The sequence below is a fragment of the Rhodospirillales bacterium genome (assembly GCA_016710335.1).
Lineage (GTDB): Bacteria > Pseudomonadota > Alphaproteobacteria > Rhodospirillales > Defluviicoccaceae > JADJXQ01.
This window is the reverse complement of sequence record JADJXQ010000003.1, coordinates 398,475-414,951: the sequence shown is the minus strand read 5'-3', so window position 1 is coordinate 414,951 and position 16,477 is coordinate 398,475. Positions and strand designations below refer to the sequence as shown.

General features: G+C 66.1%; 11 protein-coding genes. 4 read left to right on the top strand and 7 right to left on the bottom strand.

The features are described from left to right. Positions 1–18: 18 nt before the first annotated feature. The 5 genes from IPM60_07690 to ugpC form a co-directional block, all read right to left on the bottom strand. The gene (locus tag IPM60_07690) at positions 19–3,150 is read right to left on the bottom strand and encodes a discoidin domain-containing protein (GenBank protein MBK8907777.1); all 3,132 of its coding nucleotides are present in this window, start codon (positions 3,148–3,150) and stop codon (positions 19–21) included. A 247-nt stretch (positions 3,151–3,397) separates the two neighbouring features. Next, on the bottom strand, positions 3,398–4,216 hold the full coding sequence (locus IPM60_07685; GenBank protein ID MBK8907776.1) for a carbohydrate ABC transporter permease: 819 nt from the start codon (positions 4,214–4,216) through the stop codon (positions 3,398–3,400). 5 nt (positions 4,217–4,221) lie between these two features. Then, positions 4,222–5,106, bottom strand: coding sequence for a sugar ABC transporter permease (locus IPM60_07680; GenBank protein ID MBK8907775.1), 885 nt, complete (start codon positions 5,104–5,106; stop codon positions 4,222–4,224). Further along, positions 5,103–6,443, bottom strand: coding sequence for a sugar ABC transporter substrate-binding protein (locus tag IPM60_07675; protein ID MBK8907774.1), 1,341 nt, complete (start codon positions 6,441–6,443; stop codon positions 5,103–5,105). The genes IPM60_07680 and IPM60_07675 overlap by 4 nt, the downstream gene beginning before the upstream one ends. Further along, the gene (ugpC, locus tag IPM60_07670) at positions 6,443–7,645 is read right to left on the bottom strand and encodes a sn-glycerol-3-phosphate ABC transporter ATP-binding protein UgpC (protein MBK8907773.1); all 1,203 of its coding nucleotides are present in this window, start codon (positions 7,643–7,645) and stop codon (positions 6,443–6,445) included. Before ugpC ends, IPM60_07675 begins: the two co-directional genes overlap by 1 nt. A gap of 293 nt (positions 7,646–7,938) precedes the next feature. Here ugpC and IPM60_07665 point away from each other — a divergent pair, with 293 nt between their 5' ends. The 4 genes from IPM60_07665 to IPM60_07650 are packed head-to-tail and all read left to right on the top strand — an operon-like array spanning position 7,939 to position 12,491. Continuing rightward, complete coding sequence (locus tag IPM60_07665) at positions 7,939–9,309, top strand: hypothetical protein (protein ID MBK8907772.1); 1,371 nt, start codon at positions 7,939–7,941, stop codon at positions 9,307–9,309. After that, positions 9,310–10,581 carry a glycosyltransferase family 2 protein gene (locus IPM60_07660; GenBank protein MBK8907771.1) on the top strand — a complete coding sequence of 424 codons (1,272 nt, stop codon included), beginning with the start codon at positions 9,310–9,312 and terminating at the stop codon, positions 10,579–10,581. It abuts the gene before it with no gap. A 7-nt stretch (positions 10,582–10,588) separates the two neighbouring features. Beyond that, positions 10,589–11,713, top strand: coding sequence for a hypothetical protein (locus tag IPM60_07655; protein MBK8907770.1), 1,125 nt, complete (start codon positions 10,589–10,591; stop codon positions 11,711–11,713). A gap of 46 nt (positions 11,714–11,759) precedes the next feature. Then, positions 11,760–12,491 (top strand): DsbA family oxidoreductase, encoded by a 732-nt coding sequence (locus IPM60_07650; GenBank protein MBK8907769.1) that lies wholly within the window; start codon positions 11,760–11,762, stop codon positions 12,489–12,491. Between the two features lie 13 nt (positions 12,492–12,504). On the opposite strand, the gene mfd is transcribed toward IPM60_07650, so the two are convergent. Further along, positions 12,505–15,993 carry a transcription-repair coupling factor gene (mfd, locus tag IPM60_07645; protein MBK8907768.1) on the bottom strand — a complete coding sequence of 1,163 codons (3,489 nt, stop codon included), beginning with the start codon at positions 15,991–15,993 and terminating at the stop codon, positions 12,505–12,507. A 142-nt stretch (positions 15,994–16,135) separates the two neighbouring features. Beyond that, on the bottom strand, positions 16,136–16,411 hold the full coding sequence (locus IPM60_07640; GenBank protein ID MBK8907767.1) for a succinate dehydrogenase assembly factor 2: 276 nt from the start codon (positions 16,409–16,411) through the stop codon (positions 16,136–16,138). Positions 16,412–16,477 lie beyond the last annotated feature (66 nt).

Below are 16,477 nucleotides of genomic sequence, written 5' to 3'. Positions count from 1 at the left end.
CCTGCGGTTGAACTGCGGCTACTGGTAACGGAACACGACGTGCGCGGGGAAGCGGTCGATCGTCGCGGTCTTGCCGTCGAGGCCACTCGCATCCTGACCATTGACGGTGACGCTGACGGGCGGCTGGTCGAGGGGCGAGGTGACGATGATCTTGCCCGGCGGCACCCGGATGTCGCCGGTCATGTCGACGGAGAGGGCGCCGTCGTCGCGCAGCCGCATCCTGTAGTTGAGGGTGCCCGCGGTGGTCGGCAGCCTCTTGACAGCCACGCCGCCGTCGCTGGCAGCCCATTCGGGCCGCACTCCAGCGCCGATGACGAGAGCCTCGTCGCCCTCCCGCTCGTAGGCCAGCATGGCGAGCACCGCGCTGACATATTCGGCGCCGATCCAGGTGTGCGGGATGTCGCCGACGAAGCGCGGCGCATCGGGATCCAGCCACACGATCTCGCCCCACTGGTTCCACGCCTGCGGCCTCTGCCCCTGCATGAAAAAGGCGAGCAGTTCGTGGGCGCGGTCGATCGCCCCCATACGTACGAGCGCGCGGACGATGCGGATCTCGTAGGGCGCGTAGTTGTCCTGGTGGCCGCGATTGTCCTTGCGAGCGTCGAAGTAGTCGAAGTACAGATCAAGGGTCCGGTCGAACGCCGGTTGCGGCAGGTAGCGCAATTCGCCTACCGGATCGACGGCGATGGCCGTCGCGGTGAAGTCGAAGTCGCCGAGATCGGCCGCGCCTGGAATGAAGTCGATGCGGTGCTGCTCGATGCTGCGCAGCATGGACGCATAAAGCGTCTCCCGGAAGCGATCCCGGAGCCGGGCGAACCGCTCCGCCGCTTCGCGTTCGCCGACCGCCGCCGCCAGCATGGTGGCTTCCTTTAGACCCAACAGAGTGAACAAATTGTCCCAGTACGCGTGCGCCGGGTTGGACGAATAGCCCTCATGGCTGATGGAGTCCGGAACCAGACCGTAGAGGGCGAGCGTCTCCGGGGTCCGGTATTCGTCCGTCATGCGCTCGTGGACCATGACTTCGATGTAGTCCACGGTCTTGACGAGGATCGGCCACAGTTCGCTGACCAGGCCGACGTCGCGGGTGAATCGGTAGTACTCGGCGAGAAGGTAGATGAATTGGCCGTTGCTGTCGTTCTCGGGCACGGTGTCGGCGCCGCGCCAGTCGATGCAGCAGGGAAATCGACCGCTTTCGAACTGGAACGTCGAATACCAGCGGATGAAATCCCGCACCTTCTCCGGGTGCCCGAGCCGCAACAGCGCCGCCGACGTCAGCGACCCATCGCGAATCCAGCTCCGCTCGTAGGCGCGGGGTCCGGGCTGCAGGGCCGGGCCGTCGGCGTTGATGAGAATGTAGGCGAGGGTAGAGCGGATGGTGTTGACGTAATCACGGGCCGAGGACGGCAGTTCCACGACGACACGGTTCAGCACCCGCCGCCATTCCTCCTTGGTGTCGAGGAAAACGGTGGTCCAGCGGCGGAGCGCTTCCTCGTCGCTGAGACCGGCCGGCGCATTGGGGTCGAGGGCGTGGAACGGTACGCGCACGAAGATCTCCCGCACCCCGCCGGGCGGTAGATCAAGCCGGTAGCCGAGTGCGCCGGAGGCATACCCCAGCTCGTCGTCGGCCGACACGGCGATCGGCAGGATGCCGTTGCGCAGGTGTTCGGTGATGTTGCCGTCCATGAACCGCGATGCGCCGAATTGGTCGGCCTTCGACAGCGGCACGATGAATTTGTCGTCATCGACTTTCACCACGCCGTCCTTGTAGGCGATCCTGGAGATGGTGGTGGCGCCGCCCTGGAAGTTGAGGGATTGCCACGGCGGGCTGACCTGGAACGGCCGGGCCGCGAGATAAAGGTCGAACAACTGGGCCCGCTCGCTGATGTTGCGCAGCCGATAGCGGAGATAGAGCGACGACTCGCCTGGCCGTCCGGCGGCGATCGCCGTGACTTTCAGCCGGAAAGCGGGATGTGTCCAGGTCACCGACGGGATCGGCAGGTAGCCGTCCTCCAGCTCCTGGGAGGTCTCCACATCGCGCCATGTCACCAGGCTGCCGTCCACATAGACGAACGGCTCGATGGAGAAGCGGTTCTTCTGGACCTCGATCATGCCGTCGGTGTTGACGAGCGCCTCCCGGTCATCGCCCGCGACGCCGACGACCGTCCAGTAGCTCTGCTGGCCAAGGAGGTAGCGCGGATAGAGTCCGGGCTTGGCATCCCGCGCGACGGACTCGAAGAACTGGTTGGGGGTGGCCGAGAACTGGTACGGCTGCACCGATATGCCGGCGATGCCGTAGCCGCGGCCGCGGCTGCTGCGTTTCAGGTCGAGCCGCAGGTAGCGCGATTCCATATCCGGCAGCGAGACGTAATCCCGCCCGCCGTTGCTGGCAGGGATTCTGATCACGGTCTGCCAGTCGCTGCCGTCGTCAGACACCTGCACGTCGTAGGCGTTGGCGTAGTCGTCCAGATCCCAGTCGATGACCAGCCCGCCGTATTCGCGCAGGTTCTGGAAATCCATGAGATACCACTGGTTCTCGGACAGCGTCCCGCTCTTCCACTGGGTGGCGGGGTCACCGTCGACGGCCCGTTGCGCGTCGAACCCCTCGAACGTGGAGGAGGCCCGCACATTGGGCGGCCAGACGTCGCCGTCGATGCCGAGGCGCTCCTCGAAAGTGAGCCGGTCGATCCAGACCGAGCCCTTGCCTCCTTCTCCGGATGAAATGGCGAACTCGATCGCGCCGACCTCGCGCAGGTGATCGCCCGCGGGTCCCCATGCGAAATCCAGATGCCGCCGCTTTACCGCGACGCGCTTCCACTGTCGCGGGAACTCATACGAGCGCTCATGGGTGCGCCACACGTTCATGGCCGTCGGATCGACCAGTTTGAACTCAAAGGCGTTGGGGGGCGACGTGCCGCGGATGCTATAGTGGAATGCGAAGTTCGTCGGCATCGCCATCGTCAACGTCTTGCGCACGATGATGAAGCCTGAGTTGCCGTGGAAATCGAAGTCGATGCGCATGGCCATGCCGTCCTGGCCCTCGTCCTGCGCGATTTCGACATCCACCCCTTTGGAGGGTATCGCCGTCCACCCTTCGAGGTTCTCGAAGTCGTCCAGAACCACCGGTTCAGCCCACGCGGCGCCCGCGCTCATGACGACGACCGCCAGCCAGAGCGCAATTGCAACGGACGCGTTCCGGACTCCTGCAGAGCACACATTGCCAAACCTCACATCATCCTCCGATCTTCGGTTCTCCGACTTTTAGGCGCCCCTCGGCGCTCTAGATACAGACGATTGCGGGCGACCGGGCATTCCCTGAATGCACCATTGCTGCACGCAACTCTTGATTCTCGTGCACACTCTGACCCATTCGACCGAATCATTCGAACGGCTCTGTGCACTAGTCCTTGAGGCTGCCCATCATGATGCCCTCCACGTAGGCGCGCTGCAGCACGATGAAAAGCAAAGTGACGGGCAAGATCGTCAGCACCGACCCGGCCATCATCAATTCCGTGTCCTGAACGTGCTCGCCCAACAGATTGGCGAGCGCCACCGGCAGCGTGTACATCGAATCGTCGGTCAGCACGATCAGCGGCCACATGAAGTCGTTCCAGGCGCCCATGAAGGTGAACAGGGCGAGGGTCACCAGGATCGGCTTGATGAGCGGCAACACCAGCGACCAATAGATGCGGAACTCGCCGGCGCCGTCGATGCGCGCCGCGTCGAGCAGGCTGTCCGGGATCGACAGGGCGTACTGGCGAATGAGGAAAACGCCGAAGATACTGGCCATGCCGGGGATGAGAACGCCCCAGTAGGTGTTGACCAGGCCCATCTCCTTCAGCATCAGGAACAGCGGCAGCATCGTCACCTGCACCGGAATGACCAGGGCCGCCAGCAACGCCTTGAAGATGCGGTCCCGCCCGAAAAAGCGCAGCTTGGCGAAGGCATACCCGGCCATCGAGTTGATGAACAGCGAGGTCACGGTGATGGCGGTCGCCAGCAAGGCGCTGTTGAGGGCGTAGCGCGCCAGGTTCATGCGGGAGAACAGCGCCGTGTAGTGCTCCAGCGTCGGATCCGCCGGCAACAGCCGCGGCGGATAGGCGCTGGCTTCGCCGCTCGCCATGAACGACGCCGACACCATCCACAAGAGCGGCGTCGCGGTGAGGACGAGGCCCAGCAGCAAGGCCGCGTACATGGCGAGGCGCGCAAAGCGATCCATCCCCGTCAGCGCGCCCCTTGCAGCCGAAGCTGGATCAGGGTGACCGCCAGGATGATGGCGAACAGCACGAAGGCGATGGCGGCGGCGCTGCCCAGGTTCCACCACCGGAACCCCTGCTCGTACATGAACAGCACGACGCTCAAGGTGGCGTTGGACGGGCCGCCCTGGGTCATCACGTAGGGCTCGGCGAACAACTGAAAATAGCCGATCATGGTGATGATGGCGACGAACAGGAAGGTCGGGGCCAGCATCGGCAGGGTGACATGCCAGAACTGCTGCCAGCGGTTGGCTCCATCGATGCGCGCCGCCTCATAGAGCGAGTCCGGGATGCTCTGCAGCCCGGCCAGGAAGATGATCATGTTATAACCGAAGTTTTTCCAGGCAGCCATCAGGATGATCGCTGGCATAGCCCAAAAGGGGTCTCCCAGCCAGTCGATCGGTTCGATCCCCAGTCCGTCCAGGGCGTAGTTCAGGAGGCCGTAGCGCGGGTGGTAGAGGTAGCGCCACATCACCGCCACCGCCACCAGGGTCGTTACCACCGGCAGAAAGAACACGGTGCGGAACAGGGTCTTGAAGCGGACCAGTTTGGAGCTGATCAGCAGCGCCGCCCCGAGCGACACGAACATCGATAACGGGCCGCCGATCACGACGAAATAGACCGTGTTCCAGAGGGCCGTCCAGAACAGCGGATTCCCGAACAAATCGGTGTAGTTCCTCAGGCCGATGAAGCGCAGATGCTCCAGATTGCCGAGCGCGTAGATGTCGAAGTCAGAGAAACTCAACAATAGCGCGATGAACACAGGGACGATGAAGAATACAAGGATCAGCAACAGCGCCGGCGACACGAACAGCGCGCCGGCCTGGCGCCACGGCGCCGCCCCGCCGGTCATCGATTCGTTCCTTCTCGGATCCGACCCTGTTGGTCCGGGCCTTGTTGGTCCCTTGCCAGCATCCAGCGCCGCTTTTCCAGCATGCGATCGACGTCGGAATCAAGAGTAGCGAGCGCGTCATCGATCGTTCTGTCGCCGCGGATGACGTCCTCCACGTAGCGTCCGAAGTTGCGGGCGATACGCTCCCACTCCGGGATCTTCGGCGTCGGCACCATGTGCTGCAGTTGCCGCCAGAACGCCGCGGCATGGGGATCGTCGGCGAGGCCGGTCGCGCGCCAAGCGTCCTTGCGGGCCGGAAGGTTGCCGGTGAGGTCATGAAACCGCGCCTGCTGCTCGGCGCCGCTCAGGAAGCGGATCAGCGCCCAGGCGGCGTCCTGGCGCGGCGAGTGCGCGTGGATGACGAGGCTGGCGCCGCCCGCCAGCGACACGCCGGGCGCGCTCGCGGCGCCGTTTCCGTCGCCGCCATCGGGTCTCGGCATCGGCGCCGTTGACCAGAGCGCCGCCTCCGCCGGCAACCGCTCCTTTAACTCGCCGATGTTCCACGGGCCGCTGACGAACTGCGCGAAATAGCCGTTGCCGAACTCCTGATAGAGATTGGCGACTTGCGATCCGCCGGCCGACGGCGCCAGGCCGTCGCGGAACAAATCGAGATAGAAGCGCATGGCCTGATGCATGGCCGGGCTGTCGAACGCACCGAACTGGCCGTCGTCCGCCAGCAGCGGCGCGCCCAGTTGCAGAGCCAGGATCGCCGGCGTGGTCCAGTCGTCGATCGGCAGGAAGATGGCGTAGCGGTCGTCGCCGACCTGGCGCTTGATGCGCTCCATGGCCGCGCGCCATTCAGTCCAGGTTTCAGGAAACTCTGTTATGCCGGCCTGTTGCAGGATGTCCTTGCGATAGAACACGAGCCGGGTGTCGACATACCACGGCAGGCCGTAGACGACGCCGTCGATGACGTTGGTGTCAGCGACGCCGGCGAAGAAGGCATCGCCGCCAATGTCCTCGGCGTCGCGGAGCCGTGGGCCGAGATCGGCGACGGCGCCGAATGCGACGAACTCCGGCAGCCAGGTGTTGCCGAGCTGGAACAGGTCCGGCATGGAATCGCCGGCGAATGCGGTCAGCAGCTTCTCGTGCGCCGCGCTCCACGGGATCTGCTGCACGCGCACCCGGATGTCGGGGTGTTCCTGCTCGAAATCGGCGACCAGCTCCTGAACCGCCTCGCCCTCCTGGCCGAACGCCCAGAAGCTCAGGGTGGTTTTCTGCTCGCCACCGCCGTCGCAGCCGCTCAACGAGACCAACCCGATTAACAGGAGCACGCGAGCGAGGATCGCCGATCGCATCATGACGCCGCTGCCGCGTGCGCCTGCCCCCCGAGCCCGTGCGCCCGACACGTACCATCGGCGTCGAACACGTGGACTCGGGCGGGATCGACCGCCAGGCGGATGTCTCGGCCGGCTTCGCACAAAGGGGCGGCCGGCAAGCGCGCCACGACGTGTCCGGGGGTGGCGCCGAACGCGGTCAGGCCGCTGTCGAGCGCCTGCAGCGCCGGCGTTTCCGCCTGCGGCAGACGGCCGTAGACGAGTTGTTCATGGCCCAGCGATTCCACGGAGGTGACGGTTACCGGCAGGCGCAGCATGTCGGCGCTCGCGGCGGTCTCGGCCAGCACCAAGGACTCCGGCCGAATGCCGATCAACAACGACGACGATCCCGATGCCGCCCATTCGGAAGCGAGGTCCGGGGTCAGCAATCCGCCCAACGCCAGCGGTTGGCCGCACACATGCGCCGTCGCCCGGTCGCGGGCGAGTGCGGCGGCGACGATGTTCATTCCCGGATTGCCGAGAAAGGTGGCGACGAACGCGTTGGCCGGTCGCTCATAAAGCTCCGCCGGCGACGCGACCTGCTGCACCACGCCGTCGCGCAGCACCATCACCCGGTCGCCGAGGGTCATCGCCTCCACCTGGTCGTGGGTGACGTAGATGGTCGTGGTGTTGAGGCGATGCTGGAGCGCCGCGATCTCGGTGCGGATCTGCACCCGAAGCTTGGCGTCGACGTTGGAAAGCGGCTCATCCATCAGGAACACGCCGGGCTGGCGCACAACCGCCCGCCCCATGGCGACCCGCTGGCGCTGGCCGCCGGACAACTGGCGCGGACGGCGGTCGAGCAACTGCCCGAGGCCGAGCAACTCGGCGGTGTCGTCGACCCGCCGCGCGATGTCCGCCTTGCCGATGCCCTGCATCCGCAACGGGAAGCCGAGGTTGTCCCGCACCGTCATGTGCGGATAGAGGGCGTAGTCCTGGAATACCATGGCGATATCGCGCCGCTGCGCCGGCCAGTCGTTGACGACCTTGCCGCCGATCCGAATTTCTCCCGACGTCACCGTCTCCAGGCCCGCCAGCATGCGCAGCAGCGTCGATTTGCCGCACCCCGACGGGCCGACGACGACCATGAACTCGCCGTCCTCCACATGCAGCGACAGATCCCTGATCGTCCGGTTGCCATCGGGGAACGTCTTGTTGAGGCTGCGGAATTCGATGTCGGCCATGGGCGGCGGGAATCCGGGATGGGAACGGGCCGAGACTGCATAGCAATGTTCGCGAGACCCGAAAACAACAATCTGTTCGTGCAACGGCGCAGAGGAACGACAACCAAGCGCGGTTGCGCCTCTCGCTCGAGCCGATGTTCCGCTCAGTGTAGCATCCCCCAAACGGGTGTAAAGAGCGCTTTACAACTAAAATAAACAGGAATATGAACTTGCTCTCGCATTCCGAGGAATGTCACTGCGGGTCCGGCCGCCGTCGTCCAGAGCGCCGCCACACCAGGTCAGGAGAGAGACAATTGTCCGCGTTCGGCGCCTCGTTCCTAGTGCCTGCGAGCCGCGAAACCGTTCACACCTTTGTCGATCCGGCGCTGGCGGGCGAATTGATCCTGCCCTCCTGCCTGCTCGCCGCTGAAACACCGGACGCAGCCGACATCGCGATCCTGTCCCCCACCGCAGACCGCGAATTGCGCCGCCACGTTCTGCGCGATCCGCTGAAGCCGGTGGTGGTGGTCGGTGACGCCGACGCGCTGGACGAGTTGGCGTGCACCGATCTGTCCCCGGACAACCTCGCTTCGACGCTGAACACGGCTATCGCCATCGCCCGCCGCTACGCCGAGCTGCGCGCCATGGTTCGCCCGGAGTTCCTGGTCCAGGCGGCGAGCGCGCTGCTGGCGTTCGCGTGGACCCGCTCGAACCGCATCTCGCCAATATTCTCCCCGAAGCTGCGGCGCGGCTTCGCCTACCACGCGGCGCGGGTGCTGGGCGCCGAAACGGCGACCAGACTGCCGGATCCGGTCACGCTGCTGGCGGAACTGACGCGGGCCGGCTATCTGTCGTCGGAACTGGTGGATATCGCCCATCCCTGCCCGGCGTGCGGCAGCATCAACGTGCTGCTTCGCGACGGCTGCCCGCAGTGCGGCGGCATCGATCTCACCGATGAGCCGCTCGTCCACCACTTCGCCTGCGCCTTTCAGGCGGAGGAGCGGCGCTTCATCGGGCCCCACGGCGTCTACACCTGCCCCAAGTGTCGCAAGGAGCTGCGCCACTTCGGCCTGGACTACGACAAGCCGGGGCAGGTCCACATATGCTCCGAGTGCAGCCATCGCGCCCAGGAGGCCCCCGCTCTCGGCCGTTGCCTCGCCTGCAACCACCGCTTCCCGGCCGAAGATAGCCCGCGGCTCCGCATCCTCGATTATGTGCTGACGCCGGAAGGCGCCCATGCGCTGTTCAGCGGCTTGGCGCAGACGGACCCCATCGGCTCCATCCTCGGCGAGCGCTTGCCATTGCTGTCGCTGCCGCTGTTCTCCATCCTCGCCCACAAGATGCATGCGATCGAGCAGCGCCACAAGCTGCACACCCTGGCGCTCGTCATCGATCTGACCGGGGTCAGGAACTTGCCGCAGGGAGCCGGGCGTGAAATCCAGTTCTTCGTCCGCTTCGGCAGCGAATTGGCGAGCCTGGTGCGCTCCACCGACGTCGTCGCCTACCACCTCGGCAAGCTGATCCTTTTGTTGCCGGGCGCAGACGTTGAGCGCGGACGTCAGGTGGAGGAACGGCTGCGCGGCGCGCTCGCCGACGTGTTCGACCGCGAGGTCATCGACGATGCCGGTTTTCGCTTCCAGAGCATAAGCGATTGCGTGCAGAGCGGCCTGATCGGGCTCCCCTGAATGTTCGACATCGCCCTCGATTTCCTCACCAACCAGAGTGCCGCATCTTTGATCGGGGTGTTCTGGATGCCGCTATTCATCGAGTTGCCGCGCTATTTCCTGGGCGGCGTGATCCTGGCGTGGTTCGTGCTGTTCCGGCGGGACCCGGTGCGAACCCGAGCCGTCTACGACGGCGGCATCAGCGTCGTCGTCGCCGGTCACAACAACGCCGCCGGCATCCGCCAGACCGTCCTGTCGCTCCGCGAGCAAAGCCTTGGCCCGCTGCAGATCATCGTCGTCGACGACGGTTCCACCGACGGAACCGAACACACCTTCCGGGCGCTCGAACGCAGCGGCCTGATCGACGAGCACATCCGACTGCGCTCGCGCGGCGGCAAGTCGGCGGCCGTCAACGCGGCATTGGATCGCGCCCGTTATCCCCTGTTCCTCGTCACCGACGCCGACACTACCTTCGACCGCACCGCGCTGGCGGTCGCAGCCTCGTACTTCATCGATCCCGCCGTCGCCGCCGTCGGCGGAACGCTGCGGGTCCGCAACCTCGATGCCTCGCTGGCGACCTGGGTGCAGCACGTCAACTACGCCTTCACCATCACCCTCGGGCGCATCGTCAAGGACGTGCTGGGCTTCTACTTCGTCGCATCCGGAGCGTTCGGCGTCTATCGCACCGACGCGGTGAGAAGCATCGGCGGCTGGGATTTCGGGCCGGGCGAGGACGGCGACATCATGGCGCGGCTGCGCATCGCCGGCTGGAAGGCGCGCTTCGCCCCGTTCGCGGTGGCGATGACGGATGTGCCGGAGACGTTCCCCGTCCTCGGGCGTCAGCGCCTGCGCTGGAACCGGTCCATGGTGCGGCTGCGGTTTCGCAAGGCGCGGGATCACGTCATCAACCCGATGCGCGCGAACTTCGATCTCCCTCTCGCTCTCAGCTTTTGGGATATCTACTATTTCCGGGGGGTTGTGCCGTTCATTTTTACGATTTACCTGGTGCACCTGTTTTATCTTTACGGTTCCTTCGCGCTGGTCTTGATGCTGGTCATCACCGCGTTTTATTCGATCGCCGCCATCGTCAAATACCTGCTCGTGTTGTCGGTGTCGACGCGCCCCAAGGAAGACTTCAAATACGTCGTCTGCGCACCGTTGTACGGGCTCGCGAACGTCTACTTTTTGCGTTTCGTCCGACTTTACGCCGTCGTCAACGAGTTGATCTTCCGCGGTTCCTACACAGACGTCTATGTTCCTGCGAAGGTGCGGAACCAAGCGGAGAGGTTCTGAAGGCTCGATGAAATCCGTCATCAAGAGCGTTCCCCTGCCCTATCGGATCACCGAGGACACCCGTCGCGAGCCATTGCGACTCGGCAAGTACATCTACTTATTCGCCATCCTCGCCATCGCCCTGTTCTTGGTGCATCGCGCCTTCGGCCACTTCTACATGCTCGAAGGCGACGGCTTCGTCTACGCACGCCAGCACTCGGCTGCACTCGAGTTCGAGGCGACGATCAAGGAGTTGGTCGTCGCCAACGGCGATCGCGTCAATCGCGGCGACCTGCTGCTCCGCTACGATTCGATCGGGTTCAACGGCCGCGCCCTGGAGATGTCGGCGCGGATCGGCGATCTGCAAAAGAACCTGAGCGAAGCGCGCATCCAGGAGGCCCGTCTCGAGGCGTCGATCGCTGCGTCGGAGCGCGAGGTCGACTTCAGCCAGGATCTGGAGAAACGCTCTACCGCCGCCCGCGGCCAGGGCCTCATCGTCAACAGCGGCCTCAGCGACCTGGTCCACCGCTATTTCGAGGCGCAGCGAAAACTGCTGTCGTTCGAGGCGTCGCGCGATCAGTTGGCGGAGGAGATCCCGCTGTTGACGGCGGGGCTGGAGCAGGCGCAGGCCCACTACAACGACGTACTGACGGCGTACGATGACGGCCGTGTGTTCGCCGCACACGATGGCGTGGTCGCCAACCTCGCCGTCAGCGAAGGCGGCGTGGTTACCGAAGGCGAGACCATCCTCGACATCTACGGTGAGGACCGCTTCATCCTCGCCTACCTCGACAATCGCTCGCTGGTCCGCTACGGCGATGGCGACCAAATTATCGTGCGGTTCCCCAACAACCGCTTCTACATGGGCCGCATCGCCGCGATGACGGCGGTGGCCGATCGCCTGCCGGACGAATTCCAGCCGCGCTTCGCGCAGATCAGCCGCGACCATCTGGTCCGCATCGAGGTACCGGAGGATGCGCTGCAGCAGGTCTCCATGCTCTCGACCGTCCGCCTCTACCGCCCCCTCGGCCTCGCCCTGTTCCAGCGCCTTCCGGCGGACATCCGTGAAGTCTGGCGCCGCCTCACGCCGGAACCACCCGCCGCGGCCGCTGACACCGTGGCTCAATCCCGTCCGATGCCATATCTCTACTAGTAGATCTTTGTCGGGTGCTTTCAGGTGCTTCGATGCCGGATTATCCGTGTCGTTCCAGCTTTACGCCCCATATCAGCACGTTGTGAGGGTAGTGGAGCGACAGCGGGAACGGGATGTGGGCGGCGACATTGTCATCGAGGTGATTTTCGATCCGGCCTGTCCGTGGTGCTATGTGGGCAAGCGGCGGCTCGAGCAGGCGCTGGCGATGCGGCCGTTCCTGCCGTGGCGCATCCGCTGGTGGCCGTTTCTACTCTACCCGGAACCGATGGACACGGGACCGACGCGGATGGCCGACCTGGTCGGGATCGGCGGCCCCGAGCGGCGGGTGCGGCGGGCCCAGGAGGCGCTGGTCGGCGCCGGCCGCGGCGCCGCCATCCCGTTCGCCCTCGACCGCATCGGCGCCCGCGCCAATTCGGTGCACGCCCACCGCCTGGTACGTCTCGCCGATGAACACGGCTGCGGCGACGAGATGGTCGAAGCGTTGTTCTGCGGCCACTTCGTTGAAGGACTCGATATCGGCGACCTCGACGTCCTGGTGGCCATCGCCGAACAAGTCGGCCTCGACCCCGAGGTGGTCGGCAGGTACCTGATGAGCAGCGAGGATATCGCAGAGGTGCAGCGGGAGCACGCGCGGGCGCGGCGGCTCGGCATCAACGGCGTGCCGTCGTTCGTCTTCAACGGTGCGCTCGCCATCTCCGGCGCCCAGGAACCGCAGGTGCTGGCGCGAATGCTCGACGTCACCGCCACCTTCGACGCCGCCGCTCGCACATTCTACTAGTAGAGAAACCGTTTCAGCCCTTGCCTGCGATGGCGGCCAGGTCGCCGACCAGGCGGCGGACGCCGGCGAGACGGTCGGCAGGAAGCTCCCACGCACGACGGTAGACGAGCCTGTGGTCGGGGCGCAGCTTGGCGGTCCCGGCCTGGCGGTTGATGAACGTGACCAAGCCGGCGGGATTGGCGAAGTCGTTGCCACGGAACGTCACTACGGCGCCCTTCGGCCCGGCTTCGACCCGCTCGACGCCGGCGCCGCGGCAGAGCTGCTTGACCCCGACCACCTGCATGAGGTTCTCCACCTCGGGCGGCAGCGGCCCGAAGCGGTCGATGAGCTCGGCGGCGAACGCCTCGATCTCCTCAGCCGTCTTGATCTCGCCGAGCCGCCGGTAGAGACCGAGGCGGACGCCGAGGTCCGGCACGTAAGTGTCCGGCAGCAGCACGCCGATGCCGACCGCGATCTGCGGGCTCCAGTCCTCTGCCGCCACTGCCCCGTCGCCCCCGCGGGCCTCGGCGACCGCCTCCTCCAGCATCTGCTGGTAGAGCTCGATGCCGACCTCGCGGATGTGGCCGGACTGCTCGTCGCCGAGCAGGTTGCCGGCGCCGCGGATGTCCAGGTCGTGGCTGGCGAGCGCGAACCCGGCGCCGAGCGAATCGAGAGCCTGCATCACTTCCAGGCGCTTTTGCGCGGCGGGGGTGACCTTGCGTCGCGCCGGCAGGGTCAGGTAGGCGTAGGCGCGCACCTTCGAACGTCCGACCCGGCCCCGCAGCTGGTAGAGCTGCGCCAGCCCGAACATGTCGGCGCGGTGAATGATGATGGTGTTGACGGCGGGAAGATCGAGGCCGGATTCGATGATGTTCGTGGACAGCAACACGTCATAGGATCCGTCGTAGAAGGCGCTGACCGCCGCCTCCAGATCGCGAGGCGACAGGCGGCCGTGCGCCGTCACCACCTTGATCTCCGGCACCAGCGCCTTCAGGGTCTTGCCCACCTCGCCCAGATCCTCGATGCGAGGACAGACATAGAAGGTCTGGCCGCCGCGCAACCGCTCCCGGAGTATCGCCTCGCGAATCACCACCGGATCGAACGGCAGCACGAACGTGCGGACGGCGATGCGGTCGATGGGCGGCGTTGCGATCAGGCTCAACTCGCGCACCCCGGCCAGCGCCATCTGCAGGGTGCGCGGGATGGGAGTGGCGGTGAGCGTCAGCACGTGCACCTCGGACTTGAGCTTCTTCAGCGCTTCCTTGTGGGCGACGCCGAAGTGCTGCTCCTCGTCGATGACCAGCAATCCCAGGTCGTGGAACCGGATCCTCCCGGCGAGCAGCGCGTGGGTGCCGACGATGACGTCGATGCTGCCGTCGGCGAGCCCCGCGCGCACCGCGTCGGCGTCCTTGGGCGCTACCAGCCGCGACAACTGGGCGATGCGCACCGGGTAGCCCGCGAAGCGCGCGGCGAACGTCTGGTAGTGCTGGCGGCAGAGCAGCGTCGTCGGCACCACCACGGCGACCTGTCGGCCTTCCATGGCCGTCACGAACGCGGCGCGCAGCGCCACCTCGGTCTTGCCGAACCCGACGTCGCCGCAGATCAGGCGGTCGGCTGGCCGCCCCGCCATCAGGTCTTCAAGGACTTCGCCGATGGCGCGGGCCTGGTCCTCGGTTTCCACGAACGGGAACCGGGCGCAGAACTCGTCATAGAGCCCCTCCGGCGCCGTCACTACCGGCGCCGGTTTGAGGGTGCGGGCAGCCGCGATCTTGATCAACTCGTCCGCCATGTCGCGAATGCGCTGCTTGAGCCGCGCCTTCCGCGCCTGCCAGGAAGCGCCGCCGAGACGGTCGAGCTGCACCCCGGCGCTCTCGGAGCCGAAGCGACTGACCATCTCGATGTTTTCGACCGGGATGTAGAGCTTGTCGCCGCCGGCATAGACGATCCTGAGGCAGTCATGGGGCGCGCCGCCGGCGGTGATGGCTTCGAGGCCGTCATACTTGCCGATGCCGTGATCGACGTGCACCACCAGATCGCCCGGAGTGAGCGACGACGCCTCGGTGATGAAGTTCTCCGGCCTGAGGCGCCGCCCCGACCGCCGCGTCAGGCGGTCGCCGAGAATGTCCTGCTCGGTGATCAGCGCCAGCCGCGGCGCACTGCAGCCGCGTTCGAGATCGAGCACCGCGATCGCCACCGCGCGCTCCGGCAGGCGCCCGGCCTCGGCCCAGGAGTCCACCGGCACGACGGCGTCGAGGCCGTGCTCGGCCAGGATGTGCTGGAGGCGGGTGCGCGAGCCCGCCGAGACGGCGGCGATGACCACGCGGCGGGCGCGGCGCCGGTGGTCGCGAATGCGTTCGCCGACCACGTCGAACACGTTGACGCCTTCCCGCTGGCGCGCCTGCGTAAAGTCGAGACCGGGACGGCCGCCGGCATCCACCGCCGCCGGCGCGTCATCAGGAACGGCAAACGGCGACAGCAATCCAACCGGCCGTTCGGCGAGCAGATCGCGCCAACCTTCCCCGTCAAGAAACAGCATACCCGGCGGGACCGGGCGATAGGGCAGCGCGCTGGCCGCCAGTCCGGCCCCGGTGATGGTGCGCCGCGCCTCGTAATACTCCCCGATCAGATCGAGCCGCGCCCCCAGCGCCTGGTCGGCCTGGTGGTCAAGGACCACCGCCGCGTCCGGCAGATAGTCGAACAGCGTCTCCAGCCGGTCGTGGTAGAGCGGCAGCCAGTGCTCCATGCCCACATGCCGTCGCCCCGCCGAGACGGCTTCGTAAAGCGGGTCGTCGTCGCGGACGGTGCCGAACAGTTCGCGGTAGGCGGAGCGAAAGCGGGTAATCGCCTCCGGCGATAACGACACCTCGCTGACCGGCTTGAGCTCGAAGATCTCGACGTCGCCTGTGCTGCGCTGGCTGCCCGCATCGAAGCTGCGGATCACTTCCAACTCGTCGCCGAAGAAGTCGAAGCGCAGCGGCTCGTCGCGCCCCGGCGGAAACAGATCGACGATGCCGCCGCGCACCGCATATTCGCCCGGCTCCATAACCGTTTCGGCGCGGGCGTAGCCCTGGCGCTCGAGAAAGGCGATCAGGTCCTCGGGCTTCAGGCGTTCCCCGGCGGCGGCGACCAGCGTTGCTCCCGCGAACGCTGCGCGCGCAACCACCCGCTGCAACGCCGCCGAGACGGTGGTGAGGACGATGCGCGGCGACGCCTGCTTGCCTGCGGACGCCTCGCAGAGGCGGGTCAGGGTGTCGATGCGGCGGCTGACGATGTCTGCGCGCGGCGACACCCGGTCGTATGGCAGGCAGTCCCAAGCCGGGAAGGACAGGACCTCCACCTCCGGCGCGAAGAACGCCAGCGCCTCGGCGGCGCGGGCCAGGCGCGCATCGTCGCGGCAGACCACGAGGAGGCCGCCGGGGAGCGCCTTTGCAGCATCGCCAAGCAACAGCGCATCGAAGCCTTCCGGCGCTCCGGCAATGACGACGCGCCCGCGCGTCGACAGATGTTCAGCACACTCGAGCACAGCGCCTACCAGCGATCCACGGAGTCCGGCCGTCGTCGTCGCGGCGACAGCCCTTCACCCTCCCGCTTCCGCGAGTCCGTCCCTCTCCGACTTGCGGGAGAGGGCTGGGTTGAGGGAAACGACGGCTTACGATTCAAAGGGGCTACGACTTGAACTTGAAGCGCTTGAGCATGTCCATGACCGGGTGGTCGAGGGCCGCCGGCGTCGGCTCCCTGCCGGTGATCCAGTTGTAGAGGTCTGGATCGTCGTTGTTGACCAGCAACGCTTCCAGCCACGCAACCTCCTCGTCGGTGAGGTCGGCGAGGTGCCGCTGGGCGAATGTGCCGAACAACAGGTCGTTCTCTTTCATGCCGGTGTGGTGGCAGCGAAAGAACAGGCGCTTGCGCGCCGCGTCCGGCGCCGTGGTGTCGTTCAACATTGGTCCCCTCGCTCGATGCGCCTGTGATATAGCGGCTCGCAACCGTCCTGTCAGCCGCCATGCGTC